Below are 20,975 nucleotides of genomic sequence, written 5' to 3'. Positions count from 1 at the left end.
TTTAAAGTCCGTTGTTAAATTAATCGATAAATGCATTCTCCTCACCCCAAATTCAGTATGCATTTATCGATCAGAGTTGTACATTCTTAAATGATCATTTATGTACATTTATAAACTAGCATTTATATTGAGGAGCTTTATATAGTTCAATCCAGTTCTTAAAGTATTCATTAAAAGCGACATTATTAACTACTGGATTCGTTCCTTTTGCAATTTGCATTTCTATTTCTGCTGCTGCAATTTGTGCTTCTTTTTTTGTACGGAAGCCACCCTTTCTTATTGGTTTTTGTTTTCCATTTACCATACGACTAATATGGTATTGGTAAGTGCTTCCTCTTTTTATAATACTTGCCATTGTTGTTTATCACCTCTATCAATAATTAGATAAGGGTGATCAGAGCGTTAGGTCCCCTTTATCATAACTACTTTTATAGGATTTGTATACTTGTTTGATAGACTACTTATTAAGAGAAAATGCGATGAAAATTTTCGTCCAGAAATTTTGCCATATTATTTGCATGAAACGACCATGTTTGTCCCATTGTTTTTGGATAAAAAACAAACCCACCATTATCGGCATCCAGTATCTCTCTAAACTCTGTTGGATAAAGTATATTTTCTTTAATCCATTCGCTTTTTCGGTTTATCCTACTTTCTAAATCTTTCATTGACTAATAAACGCCCACCAGTTGATCTTGATTTAATTCTTCAAACTCAATCTTTGAAATTATTACTGTATCAGGTGGAATAGGGATAGACAGATTCACATTTAACTGTTGCACGGTACATGCCTCCTTAAGGTAACTTAATAAAATTTAAAGACATGTTTCATACTGTATAAGTACTTGATACTCCAACATGTCTTTTTCCATTAAGTATGAATACGATTAGAAAAAATAATCATGTTTCAAACAAAAGGAAATTAGAGGAAACAAAAGGACACAAGAGGATACAACAGAGTGCATAATGATGTGTGTAAAACTACTTATAATTGACAGAAAAACGGTTAATGATGATATTGTCAGGGGTAAAAATTATTATGTACAAGAGTTATGATGATTTACCGATTATACTAAGTGTGAAGGAAATTCAAGTTATCTTAGGTATTGGTAGGAGACAAGCATATGCTTTAGTTAATTCTAATAAATTTAAGGTACTAAGGATTAACAACAGGGTTCTGGTACCAAAATCATCTTTTGTCAGATGATTCGAAGGTGAATAGTAATGAAGGGGGAATATGATACCCTCATTGTAAGTGGGTTCAGTTGTTCAATATACTTACATTAACAGAGCAGATTAATTTAATAAGAATATTTTTAAATTTAGTGAAAAATGACCGATATCTACAGAAAACGGTCATAAAATTTTATACAATTAAAGAAAAATCTCCATTAGCTACATTTAAAATTTGTAGTTGACTGTTATGTGTATTATTAAAATTCAAATCACTAAAGAAATTGTGATACTGTGCAGCCCATTCATACTTGGGAAAAACCCTTGGGTTATGTTGAAAACGTGCTAAATTTTCTTCAATGATTGCTTTATGATTTTGTAAAAGGGTGTATGCGAATTGATAATCCTGGGGTTCTTTTTCACCCATAACTGTTTCTAAATAGTTAATAAAATAATTTCCGTCAACATTGTCCTTAAGTAAATCTCTTGATTGAGGTGCCCATTTGGGATCAGCATAATAATTGATATGCTCATGAACCATGTTTCTAGTTTCATTACTTAGAATAATTCTGGGAGTAATTGCCTCTTCACTCTCTAGCTGATGTGCTTCCAATAGAGCGGGGCCAAAAGCGAATTCATTATCAGCATAATATTCTCCTATGCTAACAGCTCCCCTTACGAAGAATCCTTCAAGTGCCATGGACAATTGATAAGCTGCAAAATCTAAAAATATCCCACCTAATTGGCTCTCACCATCTTCATAAATTGGATGACCAATTACTATGTTGTCAGTAAATGTTTTTAATACACCCACATACTCCTCACGCGGTCTTAATGAATTAATTCCATCCGTAAGTGTTTTATGAAGACGTTTGAGAAGGTCATTCCCAGTTCCTGCATTAAAAGAATCTTGAACCAATTGTGAAAAACCTAAAATATCCACGAAGCAAACTGCTGAGTAAATGGTTTCTGGATTATTATTATCATATTTTAGCATTTTCGTATCCCCCTCTAGTATTTTATTTTATATCAATCTTTTAACTTTAGTAATAAACTTACAAAAGTTTTAATTTCATCTTAAATGTTTTCAGTAAATTCAACAATAACAACTAGTTTGACTTCAGTTAAGGTGATAACTATAGGAAATTCGAAACCTAATTATTATTGGGCAGGATGAAGTCAAAAGTAACCAATTCAAAGTAAAAGAAATGCTTTCTAGCGTTGAAAGGACTGAATTATATCGGCCAAACTGATTTTATAATTTTTATACAAGTATCGAGTGGTATTGTTCACAGCAAAATAAAATGGTTAGGGTATTCATACATCTGTACCAACCTTTTGTGTGTAAATTATTTAGTCTAATATTTAATTCTTTTTCTTCTTGCTATAGTTTTGTCTAGGAGTCTTTTATTTCGGATTTAATCTTACTATCTAGAGGTACATAACAATGATAGATAAAATTCATCTAACAATTCTACATAATGCACTCTATTCCCCTCCGTACTATTTTTGCTAACATAGCATATTCGTTTATCTAGAAACTCGGAAATTTTATGGGAAAATGTGAATTTAATAGGAAAGGAACTATAAAGTATGGAAATTTTAATCATTATCTAAAAAACCCATTGATAAAATCAATTATTTGCTTCCTTTCCAAATCATTCAGTTTTTAAAGTAAACACCTGATCTTTTTTGTTCTAGGTTAAGTGGATTTAAAATTATTATTTCCTTCGATTTTAATTATTTCAGGTAGCCTTATACCATCGTGGTTTTCTATTTTGTTCATAATATCCTCTAAGGTTGTTTTAGAAACTGTGACTCTGTCAGCTATTAATTTGGTAGTAGCTTGGATTTTAGGCATGTAATTCATTATGTAGCCCCCGATATTAAAAGTGATTTTACTTAATCGAATAATTCAAACTCCCAAACTCTGTGATTATCCAAAAGAATGTTTTTTTCTCTTCTGTACATGGCTCTGAAGTAGTTTAGCCTCAAGTGTCCCTCTATTAAATGGTAAGGTTTCCCCATATCTGGATTATCATAATTCTTGTAAACTATAATTGGCACAGGCCATGTGAATTGACTAATCATTTTTTTCTGAAGCCATGTTTTATTGCTCCTCTCGTAGATTTGATATCCTAGAGAATCAATTATTTTATCATCGTAAGACTTAATATTGTTGTAAATATCATCTTTTTTCATAATAATTTCAGTAAACGCCATATTTTCCAATCCAAGAAAGGAATAGTCATTTATATCCGAATAATGCCTGTAGATCCATTGCTCTAATACCTCTACTGGAAAATTGGGTAGTAGGTGAGCAACTCTTAATTTGTATGATTCGAAAGGTTCTTTATCCAATGTGTTATTATTATAGGGTTTCAGTTTTTTAATGAGTTCAGAACTTTCCACATAAAACAGCTCCCATATATAGTTCTTTATATAACTCTTCCAAGTATAGCATAGAATGTATTATCTTATATTCTGATAAAATATAAAACTTGCCCGGGGGTAGATCCCTTAAAGGTACTTTTTTTGAATTGCCACCACGTAGCACTCCTTAATATTAGTAACTCTGTTCTAAGTTTTCAATTGAGTTTTTCCAAAAAAGAAGTCTAAAATATTATGGTTAATTATGGTAATATAGACGTGGATGTTGTTGGGGGAATTGTAAAAAGAAGGGAGAGAAGTACTAATGGAATGTGCTTATTGTAACAATACAATAGAAGGTAGATTAATAAAAACTAAAGAACATATTATCCCAAATGGGCTAATCAGATTATTTCCAGAAGAAGACATTACATTTATGAAAGAAAGAGCTTTTAAAGACAATTCTGGTCTTACTATAGGTGATGTCTGTAATGTATGTAATAACGAAACTTTAAGTGAGTTGGATAACTATGGAAATAGATTAATAGGAAATCACTTTATGTGTTCATTAGGTATAGGTCAAAATTACAATAATGAATTCCAATTTGAATTCAATTTTCATCTGTTATCGAGGTGGCTACTTAAGATAGCTTACAATTATGACCGTGTTGAAAAATCAGACTCTAACTGGTTCACAGATAACATTAATTACATATTAGAAGGAGAGGGGAGTTTTAAAGGGAATTTCTCACTATTTGCAGGTTTGCATATTAATATGCTACCAGTCCCGGAAGAGGTACATGGAAAGTTATCATTATCTATAATTAAAAATCCAAAACTTTTGCCACTTGGTGTGACTTATGGTTTGTATAATAAGGAAAGAAATAGAGAGAAGACTATTAGCTCTGAACTAATTGAGAACATCTATATATTCAGATTTTCTAGTGCAGCTTTTCTATTAGTTCTTTGGAAAGATGGGTATGATGAAGAAAAAATCAGATTTGAAGAAAAAATAACTAGACTGTTTACTTTTGAGAAATTAGTTCCTGAACACGACTTATATGAACTACGTAGAGTCTCAGAAGCATTTAATTGTACAACTGGTTATGGTGCAATAAGTGGAAAACAAGGATTAGAATTTTCGGAAAGACTTATAAAACATTCAATTCATGGAAGAAATTTTTGGGAAGCTAGAGCTAAGTACACCAAGTTATTTTCACAGGATTTTTTTGATGAGGGTAGAAGAATGATTGAAGCAATTGAATTTCCAAAAAATAGAAAGCAAAGAAGGATTGAGCGTAAGAAGAAATAGTAAATTATGCGTTTATATACTTTTGCTAAAATAACCTATGGTGTTAAAAGTGTACTATTATTAGTTTACAAGGGGGGAGGAATGAGCAGAATAATTTGTATATTTAATGACTGCTTTAGTAGAGCCCATGCTGAGGATCTTTGTATAGAACATTATCATCAATTCATATTTGAAGCAGATGAATACAAAAATAGCGTTCCTATCTTTGTTGCTGAATCTAAAAAGGAAATAGAATACATAATGAAAAAATATGGAGGTAAAGGTTGTGTTATTTATAATTGCGGAGTAAAAACTAAAGGTAGACTCTTCTGTAAGAAACATACTGTCAGCTTTAATGACCATAAAAACAATTATGGTATGGATCTTGAAAGTTTTGTAATTATGAATAATAGATCAAACATTGTAAAATCTTAAGGTTTAATAAAATAATCAATAAATAATCTACTCTATTATTCTTTGAAACAAATGATAAGGTATATCCCTATACCAAATTCCTATATGTAATATTAAAATGTATTTAAGGTTACTTATGTTAGTAAAACGTCAGGTAAAATACCATTGTGAATGGTATTTATTATTATGTGATTGAATTATACAAAAAAATACATTTTTTTAAAAGTGTGATAATATAGATTGGAGCTTTTGATAATTTTTATTAGTTCCAAAGCAAAGGGATAATTATTATGAGAGATATGGATTATAAAATTAATGATCGGACATTCTTCATTAATAAAGAGGTAGTTATTTTAAAAATAATTCCAACATTTCAATTAGCAGAAGTTAGATATGTTTGTTCATTTACTTCATTTATGGTCGATGTTAATGCATTAAGTGAAACTGCTGATGAAAGTAGTTCTCTCTCTATTAAGTTACTAGGCGGGTTAGAAAATGATACTAGAATTTATTGACGGTCCATTAAATGGTGAGTCCTGGGAAAAACTTTGTAACTCTTGTTATAGAAATAAATACCAAGATGAACACTTTACGGAAATACCAGCAGTTCATAATGGAGACGCAGGTATTGAGGGATTTACAAGGACAGGCAGGGTATATCAGTGTTATTGTCCTGAACGCGAGTATTCTGATGATGAATTACACAATCATCTAAGGGATAAGATGACAAAGGATATAAATAAGCTGATCTCACTTAAATATGCTGAACGATTAAAAGAGTTGGGTGTGCCAAGGATAAAAGAATGGCATTTTGTAATACCACAATATAAAGATTCAAGAATATTAAAACATGCAGAGACTAAACGTAAAGAAGTATTAGAGATAAAGAAAGAACAACCGAAAAATTATGAGTATATTGATGATGAATTTGTAATAATTATAAAGCAAGCAGAAGACTTAAAAGTTGAACTATCAAGAATAATTCGTACATCCCTATCTGATATGAAACTTAACCTAGCAATCTATCATACTTCCTCACCTGATTGGTCAAAATGTGATTCCGAAAAAGTCAGTAATATCAAAAGGAAAGTTAAGGCTATCATGGGGGGCGTTGATGAATCAGATAGTGATTATAATGATATCGTGGATACGTATATAGATTCATACATTAAAGGTATTGAGATTCTTAGAGTATTACGTGTTTCATTTGCCGAAGTTTATGAAGATATTTATATTTTAGAGCAATCATATAAAAAACAAGTTTCCTTAAAAACAAAAATGAACACAGACAGTTCTATTAATGCCAGGTTGTTTAACGAAATTTTAGATGATTTTCAAAGTAAATTAGAGCAACAGTTTACTTACCTTAATACTGCTTCAGTAATGGAATTAAAAATAGACCTTATCAGTGGATGGTTAGCAGATTGTTCAATGGAATTTAGAAGTAGGTGACAAAAATGGTGGATAAAAATAATCTCATTGGAGATGAAATATTATTTAATCCCAAACCTGATGCAGTTCCATACAGTTATAGAATTAGTTATAAGCTAGCGCAAATCTGCTTGATCTTAGATATGTGCTGTGGACGTAGTGGGGCTTCATTGTTGAAAATACATATGATTTCAGTTGGTCTTAGTACAATTGAAGATATGAAATTACTAAAAGAATTTGCCTTTGGTGAGCAATCAAATTATACCGTTGTTAGGCTAGATCCAGCTGTTAATCATGCTGTAAGGTACGCCCTCGCAGAGGAGCTCCTTATTCAACAAAAGAATGGTTTATTTCGATTATTAAAAAGGGGAAAAATTTACAGCAAAAAAATTAAAGACAATCAGTTGTTGGGAAAAGAGATTGAATATCTCAGTATTCTGTCAACCAATTTATCAGAAGATAAAATTAAAACACTCACATCATTTTGGAGGTATTCCAGTGCTGAGAATTAATAGATTAAAAATCGAAATTAAGACAAATGAGGGGCTATATGGATTTGATGAAAGTTTTAGCAAAGGGTTAAACCTCATTGCAAGTACGGATAACACCTGTGGTAAAAGTTCAATTATAGCAGCAATCTATTATTGCCTAGGTTTTGAAGAGATTATTGGAGGGAAAGGCGAGAAGGTACTTACCTCTGTATATAAAAATTCTATTGAAGATGGAGAAAATGTATTATCTGTCCTAGAATCAGGTGCCTATTTGGAGATTTCAAATGGGGAAGAAGTAATCACTATCTATCGTTCGGCTAAAATGGAGGGGAGGGATAATAAACTATTATCAGTGTACCATTCTTCGTTATATGAAATTGATAAACCAAATGTATTTAGTGAGGATATGTATGTACATATGCCAAATTCAGCAGTTAACCGTAAAGGATTTCATAATTATTTAGAGAAATTTATACATTTGGAGCTACCTCTAGTACCAGCATCGGATGATGTTACTAGGAAATTGTATTTACAATTAATTTTTTCTGGAATGTTTGTAGAACAAAAACATGGATGGGCGGATATATTATCAGGTATGCCGATATTAGGAATTAAGGATTCAAAAAAACGGATTTTAGAGTTTATCTTGAATCTTGATACTTTGGATAATGAGAAGAAGAAAAATGAATTAAAAGCATTAGAAAATAAAATAAAAAAGGATTGGGAGACTTGTTTACAGGAATTAATAATTCTTGCGAATAGGGAGTCTTGTGAAGTGAAAAGTTTTCCACAAAATCCTAAGATCCTATTGGAAAATGATATTTCAGCCATAAGTATAGTCAAAAAAAATACAAACATAGATGAATACATAGAATCTCTAAAAGAGCAATATAATGATTTAATACTGATGAAACCAAAGATTATTGACAATTTTGATGAGATACAAACAGAATTAAGTGAGACAGATAATGCAATTCATAGCTTAGAGAAAGAACTTGCTAAAAGTAAAGATATGTATTTTTCTGAGAATATTAGTGTTGAAAAACTAGAAAAAAGTCTTGAAATTATTAATTCTGATATTAGAAATAATAAAGATGCAGCACGCCTTCGTGATCTTGGGTCAGAATTGAAATTATCTACTTCAAAAGATTTATGTCCTGTGTGCAATCAGGAAGTTCAAGATACCTTAATTCCTAATACATCAGATTTAGAAGTTATGAGTATTGATGAAAACATTCGACATTTAAATGCTCAAAAAGAGATGCTTCAGTTTGCTCATAAAAGTCACATACAAAATAAAAACAAGCTTCAAGACAAAATTACTCATTTGGAGAATAGCTTGTTTAAACTACGTAGCTTAGCAAGAACATTACGTAGTGATCTTTATAAAACTAATGACAACATGTCTGAATCACTTATGTATAAACGGATACAATTAGACAGTGAAATAAGTAGTCTTGAGAAGTTATTAGGAACCTTAATGAAACAGAAAAATAAACTTAAAGAATTATCTAGCGAATGGAAAAGCTACCTTTCAAAAAAATCTTTATTACCAAGTAAGAAATTTTCTAAATCGGACGAGCAAAAATTAAAGATTTTACGAAGTCATTTTATTACAAATTTAGAAAAGTTTGGTTATAAAAGTGTTCTTAATTTAAATCAAGTAGAGATTTCCTTAGAGACGTATCTTCCAATAATAGAAGGTTTTGATATGAAATTTGATTCATCAGCAAGTGACAATGTTCGAGCTATATGGGCATTCATATTAGCATTGTTACAAACCTCGAATGAAAAAGATGGAAATCATCCAGGCGTATTAATATTTGATGAGCCCGCTCAACATAGTATTGTTATAAATGATATGAAGGAGTTTTTTAATAGCATTATTAAATTGCAGGGTTACCATCAAATTGTTGTAGGTATGACAGTGAAGGATAGCGATACACGACAAGCTATAAATGATTTGTCAGTAAAAAGTTTTAACTTAATTAAAGTTCCAAATAAAGCCTTCAGACCCTTTAACAATAATGATTAAATGATAAGCCTTTTTGTAGCCAGTCTAAAGAATAACCCCCTATTGAAAGTTCGATAGGGGTGGCGCATCAATTATACTAGTCGTTTTCTTTTAGAGCGTCAGCTAGCACGTTAATAAGTGAAAGTTGTGGATAAATAGCACCTTGCTGGCTTCCACTCTTTAACTGCTTTTTAAAAAATTAAGCAAAATTCATATAGTAATATAAACATCATGTTTAATCTTCCTTAATGTCACTGTCTATTTCTCTTATACTTTGTCCTACTAACATCACCGTATCTATACCAACGAGTGTAGTGTTTAGAACAGAGATTCCGTCTATCAGTTTTGGAATGACAACCTTCAACTACGCAAATATCTTTTCTTTGGGAAGAATCCAACCTTCTCTTTTCTACTCCCTGCGCCTGTAGATGACGATAAAATGTTGTTTGTTTTATGCCAGTGATAGATAGTATCTCTAATAAAGGTAAGTCACAATAAGCGTAAATCTTAATAGCAATGTTGATCAACTTGTCATGATGTGAGAACTTTTCCCTTATGTACATGCACCAATATACCAGTTTGTTATATTCATAATTGGTATTATTTGCGATTTACTTGCCCTATGGGTGGTAAAAGTGGACAGAATCAACACATTAGTTGGTGATCGAGTAAGAGAGCTTCGTAAGAAAAAGGGATGGAGCCAAGAAGAACTGTCGTATGAAGCTGGAGTACATTACACATTTGTTGGTAAAGTGGAGCGAGGAGAAAGTAACTTAATTTTAGAGAGTGTAGTAAAAATGACTAAAGCATTAAATGTTTCATTAGAAGAATTTTTCAGTACTATAGACCCTAGTATAGGGAAGGAAAAGTCAGTATTAAATCAAATTATATTATTGTTACAAAACAAAAGTTTAGAAGATCAACAGCGCTTATACGAAATTATCCAAACAGTTGACAAGGCTTTTGGAAATAAAGAATAGCACTCTATATATAGAGTGTATTTTTTTTGAACAAACTAGAGAAGGTATAACAGTTTACTTTAAAAAAATGTGATAAAATGTAGAAAGGAGGCGAAAAGGCATGTCTAACACTAGAATTTTATCTACCACAGAGGTCTTAGAATTAATTTTTAAAGACCCTAAGGTGAGATACGAGCTATTAGAGTTTTTAAATTTAGATAAGGAAATCGAAGACATTATCAATATTTACCCGAAAAAAGTATCCGCTGGTAAGGATTCAGGAAAAGTGAAATATTTTATTAAGAGCTTTAAGAACTTCTATTCTGGCAAAGAAGAAATCCAGGTTTACTCTGAAGGTAAATCTAACCCTGAGGAAATAGTTAGACAGCTATGGCTCTATAAACTACATAGCGTCTATGGATACCAGTGGGATGAAATTATAGTTGAAAAGCCTATACAGGCTGGTGTAGAAATAGGAACAAAGTCAGCAGATATACTCGTTACTAGAAAAGATAAGGTAACGCCAAAAATAATAATAGAAGTTAAAAAGCCTAATAGAAAGGATGGCATTGGTCAGTTAAAGAGTTATTTAAACGTTGAAGGTTCTCCTATTGGAGTTTGGTCTAATGGAAGTGAGCGAATTATTCTTTATAGACCATATCCGAAAGAATTTGATGACACTTTGACTGACATACCCAATAGAGATCAAGAACCAAACGATCTACTAGAGGCAGTACTTACACTTGACAAGCTTTCTTCAAACTTCAACTTTAAAAAGATCATTCAGGATTTGGAGGAATTAGTACTTGCGGATTCAGGAAAAGATGAATTTAATGAGATTTTCAAATTGATATTTGCTAAAATATGGGATGAAAAAGAAGCAGAAGAAAATCAAAGAGATAGACCGAATAAAGAGCTTAAATTTAAGAAAAGTTTGGATCCAGAAACAACATATAATACAATTAATCAACTTTTCCAAAATGCGAGTTCTGAGTGGCCAGGTATATTTAAAGAAGGGGAAAGAATAGAGTTAAAATCAGATCACCTATCTGTTTGTATTGGTCCTATGGTGAACATCAGACTAATGGGTTCAAACATGCGTATTATGGATGATGCTTTTGAATATCTCTTACCAACTGAGGCAAAGAAGAAAAAGGGACAATTCTTCACTCCTCGCTTTGTGATTGATATGTGTGTGAAAATGTTAAATCCAAAATCCAGGGAGTACGTCATAGACCCTGCGTGTGGCTCTGCAGGATTCTTACTTCATGCAATGGAGTGGTGTTACCCAGCAAATAACAGTGACGAAAGATTAATAAGAATGAGTAGATATGCATCTAAATATTTATGGGGAATTGACCTGGAGGAAAGAGCTGCAAAAACCTCAAGAGCTTTAATGTTGATAGCAGGTGATGGGCATACAAAGATATTTGGACCAGACGTTAGCGGTCTAAATCCAAAAGAATGGTTTGATACGCGTTCTGGAAAATCATTAATGGAAGAGTTAAGAAAAGAAAGACTTCTAAAGAATATGCCTGCGGTAGATATTGACATTACGGATCCGAGCGATGCTTGGAGCTATTTTGATGAACTACAATTTGATATCGTACTTTCTAATCCTCCATTCGCTGGAGAAATTAAAAACAAATCTCTGTTGGAACACTTTGAGTTGGCAAAGCCAGCATTAAGTAGAGCTCGTGGAGGAAAAGTTCCTAAAGAAGAAAGAGATGTTCTTTTTATTGAGCGAATAATAAAAATGCTTAAGCCTGGTGGGCGAGCAGCTATAATTTTGCCTCAAGGGAAGTTTAACAATTCATCTCTCAATTTCATAAGAAACTGGATACAAAAAGAGGCAAGAATACTGGCAGTAATTGGATTACACCCTAATACTTTTAAACCTCATACAGGAACGAAAACATCTGCTTTATTTATTCAGAAATATACTTCATCAGAACTTGAACAAATCAAACGGGTTGAAGAAGAAGTAGAGACACGCTGTCCAGACTATGAAGAAATTATTAATGCTTTACTTAAGGCCCACAATGAAGAAGATGAAATAAAGGATGAAGTAATACCAGAAGAAATTGCTGAATTAATACAAGAAGAATTTGGACAAGTTGAAGTTGACATTGAACTGGATGATGGTGAGACAGATACTAATGAAAGTGATGATATTCAAGAATCATTGGCTATAGAAGATATAATTGAAAATGCCGAAGAATTTCTTGAGAATCTTAAGATTGAATACGAAGAGATAGAGAAAGAGCGTGAGTTGATTAATCAACAAATTCAGGAATTGAGGGAAGGGTTTTTCGCTGAAATTGAAAAAATTTCTAAGGAATGGGTAGGTTTGAAAAAGGACTTAAATGTACACCTAAAACCTATAAAAGCCAAACATAAAGAAATAGAGTCTGAGTTTCGAGCATCTTTTCAAGAGGCCCGCAAACAATTAACTAATAGAAAAAATTCTGTCACAAAAAGCATTTTGCAAGCTGAGATCAATCTAAAAAGTTTAACAAATAAGGGTAGGTTAGAGCTAATTAAAAATGATAGTAAATTACTCGAAAAACTCAAAGAAAGATTTATAATTGGAGAAGTTGCTACCATATTAGACTATCCTATTTTTATGGCGGTTAGTGAAGTTGGAGGGAAAAATAACTCTGGAGATTACGTATACGTTTTAAATGCTGATGGAAGTATTTCCAAAAATCAAGATGGTCCAATTGTAGATCAAGATTTGGTGAACTATAACATTAGTATTGATGACCTTAATGAAATTGACAATATAAATGAGTCAGAACTTAATGTTGCAGAAGCATTTATTAAATTTGCTAAAGAGCAAAAATTTAGTTTCTGGGAGGATTAATATGGCTTTATATAGTACATTAAACATTTCAGAAGTTAAAAGCCATAACCGTTTTGATGCTGAATTTTACAAAGAAGAGTACCAAGAACTAGAGGCATTCACTAATGAAGGGCAAAAACTGTCCGATATCTCTGAAACTGTTGATTTACAATCTAACGGAGCTTTTAAGAGAATTTTTGAGATACTCAATGATAACAACCCAAAAGTGGTTCCGTATATACGTTCAGGCAATGTCGGTGATATTTTCCTTGAAACTAATGACTTACAATTTATTTCTGAAAAAGCACATTCTAATTTAGTCAAAACACAAACACAAAATGGTGATATCTTAATGGCTCGAAAAGGAAAAATTGGAGGTGCAACTCTTATTTTTCCAGAGCATGAAGGTTTTAATTCAAATGATAATGTTGTAAATATTAGATTGAAAAATCCAAATCATCTACCAGAGTATTTTGTTGTTTTCTGGTCAACGAAATTTGGATTAAAACAGGTAGAAAGATTCGCAACCGGCAATGTTCAACCATGGTTAAGTATGAAACAATTGAGAATGCTAAAAACCGTACTTGTTGATATGCCAAAACAACAACAAATAAAAACGCTACTCCATAAAGCGTATAACGAGTTAGTTAATTCAAATAATTTTTTTAAAGATGTTCAAAGTACAATAGCTGGAAAACTGAATTTCGAAGTAGATAATAAAGGGAATCTAAACAAGTATATAGTAAGTAACTCTGATTTAATTAAAGTAAGAAGAATGGATGCACAATGTATGAATCCAGAGTATACAAAATATGAAGATGCGATTAAGAATAATAGCGATTATCAGTATTTGAGAGAGCTAATTGAGCCAATTCTTAAGGGGACACAACAAGATGCCGTGTCAAATGGTGATATCAATTATGCGAGTATTAAGGACATAAAAAATTATGAGATAGTGACTAATTCTCTAGGTTTAATAAGTGAGTCTAAGAATTCATTGGCTAACAAATATGATTTGCTTCTTGCAGTAACTGGGGCAACTATTGGTAAGATAGGTATAATTCAAAAATATGATACTGTTACTTTCTCTGGAGATATGTTGAGGTTAAGAGCAAAGAATATAGATCCGTATTACTTATTAGCTGTTCTTCAAAGTAGCGTGGGTCAGAACCAATTTTATAGGTGGATAACTGGGTCTACTAATGGACACCTATCGCCATCCGATGTAGCGAAAACACTTATACCACGATTAGGTCATGAGGAAGAAAAAATTGCTGACAATATGAAAAAATATTTTTCATCAAAGCAGAAATCAGTAGAACTAATTCAAACTGCAATTAACAAGGTAGAAACTTGGATAGAAGAAATGAACCCTCTTCCTAAACAGAATTAATTTTATGAATTGCAAAACTCCGATTTGCATCTAATATTGTTGCCAATCAGGTCTGAGGTCAGTTGTAATCATCATTGTGAAGAGTCTGAATCCTTTGGGCATCAATGGGTTTAGGCACGTATCAAATTGAGCAGAAATAATAAAGGATGGGTGTTATAACACCCATCCTTTTTCTATGCACTAAATATATTATTGGCAGAATGTAAAACTGCTACCTTTCAATTGATACAGTAAATTGAGTCACTTATGCGGAGTTTTGAGACGATCATTGCGGAAAAAAGAGCCATCAATTGCGGTACTGCAAACCACTAGTAGAACTACTCATTTATAGAATAGAGCCATAGCCACACAGCAGAGCTGTTTACCATTGACTGTAACGTCCGGTTCTTAGCAGGCGGTGGAAGGGGGCAGGGCCCCACCAGTGATTGCTTAGAATCGATTTGTCCGTTATCCTTTTATAGCAGGTGTGCCTCTTAGGCGTTAATTTTGCCACGCCTGCAACAGTACCACAATACGGATAAAAGTTAAGTCAATGAGGGCGGACTACCAAATTTGCACTACTTTTGGCAATAGATTGTTCCTATCACTGTTTAATAAGGTATTTGTATATATAATGATAGTGGATCTGTTCCCCTACTTACTGGCACAGATGTCCGCATTCAGTGGCTCTAAACTTCGTACTAGTGGCTCATTATGTCCGAAATACTCACGAATCTCACCATACATAAATAAGTAGGCATATAAATTATTGTTTAACCGAGTTAATACCATTAACCCAAATCCTATATCTTAAGGCTATTAAAAAAGAAACTGAAATTCTATAGTCAACTAGCAGGAAAAACAAAGATTATGTTGAATTAATAAGAAAATTAGATTAATCGGAGTGATAAAAATGAACCACGATTTCGACCGAATACGATGCCCGAAATGTAATAGACTATACAAAATGAAAGATCAGGTTTTCTTAGACGACTTATATACCGTTATACACCAGAAGTGCTACAGTCCAGATACCATCTATACTATCAAAGATAAAGGTACCTACAAGGAAATAATGGAATGTTACACCTTCTTTAGTGAATTAGCTCCTAAGACCATCTCTTGAAATGAATAAAATATAACTTGTCCTTTCCATTTGCTTTAACAACTCTAACCTAGGTATATCAATAGACACTTGAGTCCCATTTTTAAGCAAAATCACGGAATGATTAGATTTAACTTTCACAACACTCTCTACATGATGATAGAATATCCAACAACAATCCCAGTCCTTCAAAGCGTGAGTGGGGAAGGCGTAAATATTTCGGTATACACTTATTGGTATAGGTGCTTTCCTCTTAAAACCAGTTAGATAGTTAACTGAATTTCTTCTGCCTTCAAAAGAACTAAAGTTATTCAAACAACCTCTTTCGATTATTTGAAAAGGGGTTTTCTTTATGTATAGTTTTTTATCTGTTTCCATTGCGATAGTCTGATAGTCAGTATAGTTAGCGGGGATTAGAGCCATTGTTTGTTCGTTTATTTCATAATGAGACATTACTAAACTACTCATATGATAGAACTTCCTTCTTAAAAGCTAGTATTTTGCTGGGTTACTTTGTTAAATCAAAACCATTATTATCCAACTCTTGAATAATCTGATCGAATATAAGATTAATATCTACCCCAGCATGCCGTAACCTCAATAAGGTCTCAATACGTGGTAATCTTGAACCTCTCTCTATCTCGCCAATATGCTCAGGGCCAATCCCGGTATCTTGAGCGAATCGCTCTTGAGTGACATCTTTTTCAATATCACGAATTTTTCTAAGTTCATTTCCAAAAATATGAGATATTAATTGCAGCTGCTCTTTTTCCACCAGGGCACGTCCTTTTTGTACTCATTTTCGTAGGAGATAAACGATTAGACCACAAACGAACGTATGTATTTTTACAAATTATGGAATTATTTAATGGGTTTTTAATTTTTTAATAAAATACTACTTAACTTTCATACCCCCTCCCGAAATTGAATTTGTAGCTTCATTTTTTCAGCAAAAATGAATTTTCCTAAGAGATAATTCAATTTTGCATTGATATCTCCCATAGTTAGGCGATGTGACAATTTCTATTACTCCATTTATTCTTTTGTTGCCGGTACAAATAATTCAGGTAGGAGAATGTTAGATGGATAATAAATGCACGTATGAAGAAATATTTAAACAAAATGAAAATCGAATACACTATCACATTCATAAGCTGCGTAGAGATCCGTATAACGAGTTTTATGTAGAGGGGCTTTATGCAATGTGGCTTGCTTATAAAAACTATCAACCAGATTCCACTTTCAACTTACTTCAATTTTGTGATTCGGAATCGATTGATTGATATGATTCGAAGTAGAGCTAGAATACAGAAAATCAATGAAACTTATGCTCAAAAAAAGAGCATTGATATGCAGGATTGCAATCAATCTACGACTAGTAGCGTGCCTCTTATAACACCTAAGGATATTGAGGTAGCAGATACAGTGGTGTGGGAGAAAGTAAAGAAGATTCTAAGCCCTAATCAGGAAGTGGGTAGACTATTACTTCATTCAAGAGTTGTTGCAGAAGGAGATTGCTGAGCTAGAGGGAGTATGTGTTGATGCAATAAAGAGCTGGTCGAGAGAGGCTAAATAGAAATTGCGGGCTTCTGGGATACTCGATAATTATGTAGGTTTATAAATAATAGATTTGGGGGATTATCCCCATCTATTTAATAGAAAGGAAGATACATAGATGAGTTATATTAAAGAATTTTAATGCATTTTAGGATCTGATGGAGAGGAAGACGTTATCCTCATCTTCGGCAATTTTAAGCATACATTGTCACATATTGATAATAAGGCTGCATGGATCGAGGATTTTACCGTGGCTACTAGAATGACACCCGAATGGTAGTAATATGCCACCTTTTTATCAAATGAAACGATTATATAAATGAAGGAGGATTGTTTTAGAAGGTATGATGAATGAGGTGGAAAAGATGTGAAAGGAACGATGGACTACACCATGAACCAGCAGGCGGAGGGGCAAACGGACAAGCACATGTTGGAAAAATACAATTCGGGTGATATTGTACAATCTCTAGACATAACAAAACAAATTTTAAATGAGAGGAGGGTTACTAATTAGGCAGTATTGGATGACTTTAATAGAAGATCGTAGAGAATTGTTGAGATACATACTCAGGGAGGAGGATGTAGTCTTAAATGTTATAAAAGATAATATTGAAGATCTAGACCCATGGGAAATGCAAAAACTAGTAGCAGGATTACTAGTTGCAATGGGCTTTCATGCGGAAGATAGGGGTAAGGGTCCCGATGGTGGAGTAGATGTATTAGCTTATAATGATGCCTTGGGAATGGAAAAACCAATGATAAAGGTACAAGTTAAGCATAGGAAAAAGAAAGTGGCTTCTAAGGAAGTCCAACAATTAATAGGTGCCAATCCATTGGATGCTAGGAGTCTCTTTATATCCACTAGTGGCTTTACACCGAATGCGTTAAGTGTTGCCAGTCAAGCTTCTGTTCGGATTATCGACCTAGATGAACTAATACGAATGGTTGTGGAGTGGTATGAGGAGATGCCAGGTACGGTAAAGGCGCTAGTTCCTTTGAGAAAGATTTATGTGCCAGAGTTAATATAAGAGGTAAGAAATTTAGCCAAACTCATGGGATTGCCGATGTTAAGGCCTAACCCCGTTTTTTAAGGAGAATGTCCGATTTCACATTACATTCCATAATATTATGTTATAATCCACGTATAATATGGAGGAATTTTTCGGTTTGCTTTGTATGAGTATTTAATATAAAAGGTGAGTAGGATGAGTACAAATATTTTAGTGGTGGATGATGAAAAGGAAATTGCAGACTTAGTAAAGTTATATCTTTCGAACGAAGGATACACAGTTACGGTAATACACTCAGGAAAAGAAGCACTGGAAAGTATAACGGTTAATCAATATGATCTCGCTATACTGGATATAATGCTTCCGGATGTTAATGGGTTTTCGATATGCCAAAAAATACGGGAGAATTATAATTATCCAGTTATCATGTTAACAGCTAAGGTGGAAGACATGGACAAGATTAATGGTCTTACGCTTGGTGCTGATGATTATATTACGAAGCCATTCAATCCGCTTGAAATGGTGGCACGGGCTAAGGCACAGTTGAGACGTTATAAGCGTTACAATGTCAATGATTCTATGGATGAAGTACATTTAGATCATATAAAAGAATATGATTTCGCTGGACTAACGATTAATAGTGACACGCGTAAATGTACGCTGTATGGAAAACAGATATCTTTGACTCCTATTGAGTTTTCGATTTTATGGTATTTGTGTGAAAATAGAGGGAAGGTCGTTTCCTCAGAAGATCTTTTTGAAGCTGTATGGGGCGAAAAATATATAGATAACAATAACACAGTGATGGCTCATATTAGAAGGCTACGAGAAAAAATGAACGAACCATCTAGGAATCCGAAGTTTATTAAAACGGTGTGGGGGGTTGGATACACGATTGAGTAAGGAAAAGAATAGTCCCTCAGGGCGAGAGTTAACAAAGGTAATTTTTACACGCATGTTTATCTCATTAGTCCTGTTTACGGTAATATTAGGCATTGTTTTTTTAACAGCTACTTACATCATAACTAGGTTTACATGGTATGAAGGTGACTTCCTATATGGAATACTTCATCAAATAGATATCAATAAAGTCCCCATTCTATTAACATGCTGGGTAATCGGGTTCATTCTCATTTTCCTTTTACACTGGAAAAAGACGCTTCGATATATCGATACCGTTGTTGAAGCGAGTAATGAGCTGGTGGAAACAAACGATAATCTGATTCATCTACCAGTAGAATTAAAACAGGTAGAAGATCAGATGAATCAGGTGAAACAAGAAGCTATTCGTAACGCCCGATTTGCAAAAGAAGCGGAACAGCGAAAAAGTGATTTGATTGTTTATCTTGCTCATGATCTAAAGACACCACTTACCTCAGTCATCGGTTATTTAACCTTGTTAAGGGATGAGAAGGAAATATCCGAGAAACTTCGCGAGAAATATTTGTCCATTTCTTTAGAAAAAGCGGAGCGTTTAGAGGATTTAATTAATGAATTTTTTGAGATTACTCGCTTTAACCTTAGTCAATTATCACTTGATCAATCTCGAGTGAATTTAACGAGGATGCTAGAACAAATCACATATGAATTTCAGCCAATGCTAGCTACCAAAAATCTTGAGTGCTCCTTGCAAATGGAGCCAAATATTGAAATTAAATGTGATGTAAATAAAATGGAACGGGTCTTCGATAATTTGATCCGCAATGCTATTAATTACAGCTTTGAAAATTGTACAGTTAAAATTGTTGCGGAGAAAAAGGATGACGGAGTAGTGGTTCATTTTGAAAATCGAGGGAACACCATTTCACAGGAAAAGCAAAGCCGCATTTTTGAACAGTTCTATCGACTTGATGTCTCCCGTGGTACGAATACTGGGGGTGCGGGCTTAGGGCTTGCTATTGCAAAGGAAATTGTTGAAAAACATCAAGGCTCTATAACGGTTTTTAGTGAAAACGAAACCATTAGATTTACGGTTTTTTTACCGGAAGCTTCGTAAGAATTTTGTAGGAATTTTTATAGAAAAAAGTATGATTTTTATCTAAATAAACGAAAGAACTACACTTACTGAATTGGTACGATTTAAGTACTAAGTCAGTAAGTGTTTTTTGTTTTTATATGGAATTACTTAAAAAGGGGTGTAAGTGGTAGAGCAAATCTATTAGTAGGATAACGTAGAAAAATATAAAACAAAAAACTTGAACGCTAATTAAAATTGAGAAAGCGAGAAGGTTAAAATATGGGAAATAAAATATATAATGTTACAGTAATCATTCTTTTCATACTGCTTTGTTCAGCTTGTAATAGCGAGGATAATAATCAAACGAACGATAAGATAACCAAAGACAACAACAGTTTAGATTCAACCTATAAAGTTGTGATTGACCCTGGGCATGGAGGTAAAGACGTTGGAGCTACAGGTGCAAGTGGTCAATATGAAAAAAGCTTTACATTAAGCTTATCTATGAAGGTAAAGGAACTATTGGAGCAAGAAACAGATATGGAAGTTTATATGACAAGATCAGATGATAGTTATATATCTCAAGAAAGTCGGTATAGGCCAACGTTTGCTAATGATTTAAATGCAGATGTATTTATATCTATTCACGGGAACACGTTTACGGATAGTAATGTTTCTGGTACAGAGACATTTTATTATCACAAGAACTCCCTTTCGTTTGCTAAGATCGTGCATGAGCATGTGGTTGCAGCTACTGGTTTTAAAAATCGTGGGGTCAAAAAGGAAGAATTCTTTGTTGTTAAGGATACGGAGATGCCAGCTGTTTTGCTAGAGATAGGATATTTAACGAATCCAAATGATGAGAGTGAAATGTTGAATGATACATTTCAAAATCGCGTTGCTTCTGCAATTGTAGAAGGAATTAAAGAATATCAGTTGGAATCTTAAGTGGATTGGAGCAAATTTTACAGGCACTAAAGCGGGGC

At 33.2% G+C, this 20,975-nt stretch carries 20 protein-coding genes and 1 pseudogene; 15 read left to right on the top strand and 6 right to left on the bottom strand.

What is annotated here, in order from left to right; translation table 11 throughout:
• Positions 1-115 precede the first annotated feature (115 nt).
• Together ACFSTA_RS20365 and ACFSTA_RS20360 are read right to left on the bottom strand one after the other, a co-directional pair.
• Entirely contained in the window at positions 116-355 is a 240-nt protein-coding gene (locus ACFSTA_RS20365; RefSeq protein WP_377558668.1) for an Arm DNA-binding domain-containing protein, read from the bottom strand.
• A gap of 109 nt (positions 356-464) precedes the next feature.
• Positions 465-782, bottom strand: a pseudogene (locus ACFSTA_RS20360) (DUF771 domain-containing protein).
• A gap of 227 nt (positions 783-1,009) precedes the next feature.
• Here ACFSTA_RS20360 and ACFSTA_RS20355 point away from each other — a divergent pair.
• Entirely contained in the window at positions 1,010-1,207 is a 198-nt protein-coding gene (locus ACFSTA_RS20355; protein ID WP_377558667.1) for a helix-turn-helix domain-containing protein, read from the top strand.
• A 159-nt stretch (positions 1,208-1,366) separates the two neighbouring features.
• On the opposite strand, the gene ACFSTA_RS20350 is transcribed toward ACFSTA_RS20355, so the two are convergent.
• Both ACFSTA_RS20350 and ACFSTA_RS20345 read right to left on the bottom strand, forming a co-directional pair.
• On the bottom strand, positions 1,367-2,170 hold the full coding sequence (locus ACFSTA_RS20350) for a hypothetical protein (RefSeq protein WP_377558666.1): 804 nt from the start codon (positions 2,168-2,170) through the stop codon (positions 1,367-1,369).
• Positions 2,171-3,075: 905 nt separating this feature from the next.
• Complete coding sequence (locus tag ACFSTA_RS20345) at positions 3,076-3,585, bottom strand: hypothetical protein (protein WP_377558665.1); 510 nt, start codon at positions 3,583-3,585, stop codon at positions 3,076-3,078.
• 283 nt (positions 3,586-3,868) lie between these two features.
• On the opposite strand from ACFSTA_RS20345, the gene ACFSTA_RS20340 reads away from it, so the two are divergent.
• The 9 genes from ACFSTA_RS20340 (at position 3,869) to ACFSTA_RS20300 (ending at position 14,381) form a co-directional block, all read left to right on the top strand.
• Complete coding sequence (locus ACFSTA_RS20340; RefSeq protein WP_377558664.1) at positions 3,869-4,855, top strand: hypothetical protein; 987 nt, start codon at positions 3,869-3,871, stop codon at positions 4,853-4,855.
• An 81-nt stretch (positions 4,856-4,936) separates the two neighbouring features.
• Entirely contained in the window at positions 4,937-5,269 is a 333-nt protein-coding gene (locus ACFSTA_RS20335; protein ID WP_377558663.1) for a hypothetical protein, read from the top strand.
• A gap of 269 nt (positions 5,270-5,538) precedes the next feature.
• Positions 5,539-5,763 carry a hypothetical protein gene (locus ACFSTA_RS20330; protein WP_377558662.1) on the top strand — a complete coding sequence of 75 codons (225 nt, stop codon included), beginning with the start codon at positions 5,539-5,541 and terminating at the stop codon, positions 5,761-5,763.
• Positions 5,744-6,700, top strand: coding sequence for a hypothetical protein (locus ACFSTA_RS20325; RefSeq protein ID WP_377558661.1), 957 nt, complete (start codon positions 5,744-5,746; stop codon positions 6,698-6,700). Before ACFSTA_RS20330 ends, ACFSTA_RS20325 begins: the two co-directional genes overlap by 20 nt.
• A gap of 8 nt (positions 6,701-6,708) precedes the next feature.
• A complete protein-coding gene (locus ACFSTA_RS20320) occupies positions 6,709-7,191 on the top strand; it encodes a hypothetical protein (protein ID WP_377558660.1) in 483 nt (160 codons plus the stop codon).
• Positions 7,178-9,205 carry a hypothetical protein gene (locus ACFSTA_RS20315; RefSeq protein ID WP_377558659.1) on the top strand — a complete coding sequence of 676 codons (2,028 nt, stop codon included), beginning with the start codon at positions 7,178-7,180 and terminating at the stop codon, positions 9,203-9,205. Before ACFSTA_RS20320 ends, ACFSTA_RS20315 begins: the two co-directional genes overlap by 14 nt.
• Positions 9,206-9,819: 614 nt before the next feature.
• A complete protein-coding gene (locus ACFSTA_RS20310; protein ID WP_377558658.1) occupies positions 9,820-10,164 on the top strand; it encodes a helix-turn-helix domain-containing protein in 345 nt (114 codons plus the stop codon).
• 100 nt (positions 10,165-10,264) lie between these two features.
• On the top strand, positions 10,265-13,009 hold the full coding sequence (locus ACFSTA_RS20305; protein WP_377558657.1) for a restriction endonuclease subunit M: 2,745 nt from the start codon (positions 10,265-10,267) through the stop codon (positions 13,007-13,009).
• A gap of 1 nt (position 13,010) precedes the next feature.
• Positions 13,011-14,381, top strand: a complete 1,371-nt coding sequence (locus tag ACFSTA_RS20300; RefSeq protein ID WP_377558656.1) for a hypothetical protein — start codon at positions 13,011-13,013, stop codon at positions 14,379-14,381.
• Positions 14,382-15,462: 1,081 nt separating this feature from the next.
• Here ACFSTA_RS20300 and ACFSTA_RS20295 read toward each other — a convergent pair.
• Both ACFSTA_RS20295 and ACFSTA_RS20290 read right to left on the bottom strand, forming a co-directional pair.
• The gene (locus tag ACFSTA_RS20295; RefSeq protein WP_377558655.1) at positions 15,463-15,933 is read right to left on the bottom strand and encodes a competence protein ComK; all 471 of its coding nucleotides are present in this window, start codon (positions 15,931-15,933) and stop codon (positions 15,463-15,465) included.
• Between the two features lie 40 nt (positions 15,934-15,973).
• Positions 15,974-16,240 carry a helix-turn-helix transcriptional regulator gene (locus tag ACFSTA_RS20290; RefSeq protein ID WP_377558654.1) on the bottom strand — a complete coding sequence of 89 codons (267 nt, stop codon included), beginning with the start codon at positions 16,238-16,240 and terminating at the stop codon, positions 15,974-15,976.
• Between the two features lie 307 nt (positions 16,241-16,547).
• On the opposite strand from ACFSTA_RS20290, the gene ACFSTA_RS20285 reads away from it, so the two are divergent.
• From ACFSTA_RS20285 to ACFSTA_RS20265, 5 genes are all read left to right on the top strand, one after another.
• The gene (locus tag ACFSTA_RS20285) at positions 16,548-16,748 is read left to right on the top strand and encodes a hypothetical protein (RefSeq protein WP_377558653.1); all 201 of its coding nucleotides are present in this window, start codon (positions 16,548-16,550) and stop codon (positions 16,746-16,748) included.
• Between the two features lie 798 nt (positions 16,749-17,546).
• Positions 17,547-18,050, top strand: coding sequence for a restriction endonuclease (locus ACFSTA_RS20280; RefSeq protein WP_377558652.1), 504 nt, complete (start codon positions 17,547-17,549; stop codon positions 18,048-18,050).
• Between the two features lie 177 nt (positions 18,051-18,227).
• On the top strand, positions 18,228-18,935 hold the full coding sequence (vanR, locus tag ACFSTA_RS20275; protein WP_377558651.1) for a VanR-ABDEGLN family response regulator transcription factor: 708 nt from the start codon (positions 18,228-18,230) through the stop codon (positions 18,933-18,935).
• Positions 18,928-20,028, top strand: a complete 1,101-nt coding sequence (locus tag ACFSTA_RS20270) for a sensor histidine kinase (RefSeq protein ID WP_377558650.1) — start codon at positions 18,928-18,930, stop codon at positions 20,026-20,028. Before vanR ends, ACFSTA_RS20270 begins: the two co-directional genes overlap by 8 nt.
• A 240-nt stretch (positions 20,029-20,268) precedes the next feature.
• Complete coding sequence (locus ACFSTA_RS20265; RefSeq protein WP_377558649.1) at positions 20,269-20,937, top strand: N-acetylmuramoyl-L-alanine amidase family protein; 669 nt, start codon at positions 20,269-20,271, stop codon at positions 20,935-20,937.
• Positions 20,938-20,975 lie beyond the last annotated feature (38 nt).

This window comes from Ornithinibacillus salinisoli, from assembly GCF_042684965.1.
Taxonomy (GTDB): domain Bacteria; phylum Bacillota; class Bacilli; order Bacillales; family Amphibacillaceae; genus Ornithinibacillus; species Ornithinibacillus salinisoli.
The sequence above is the reverse complement of the archived record's forward strand: the minus strand, read 5'-3'. Positions and strand labels throughout refer to the sequence as shown.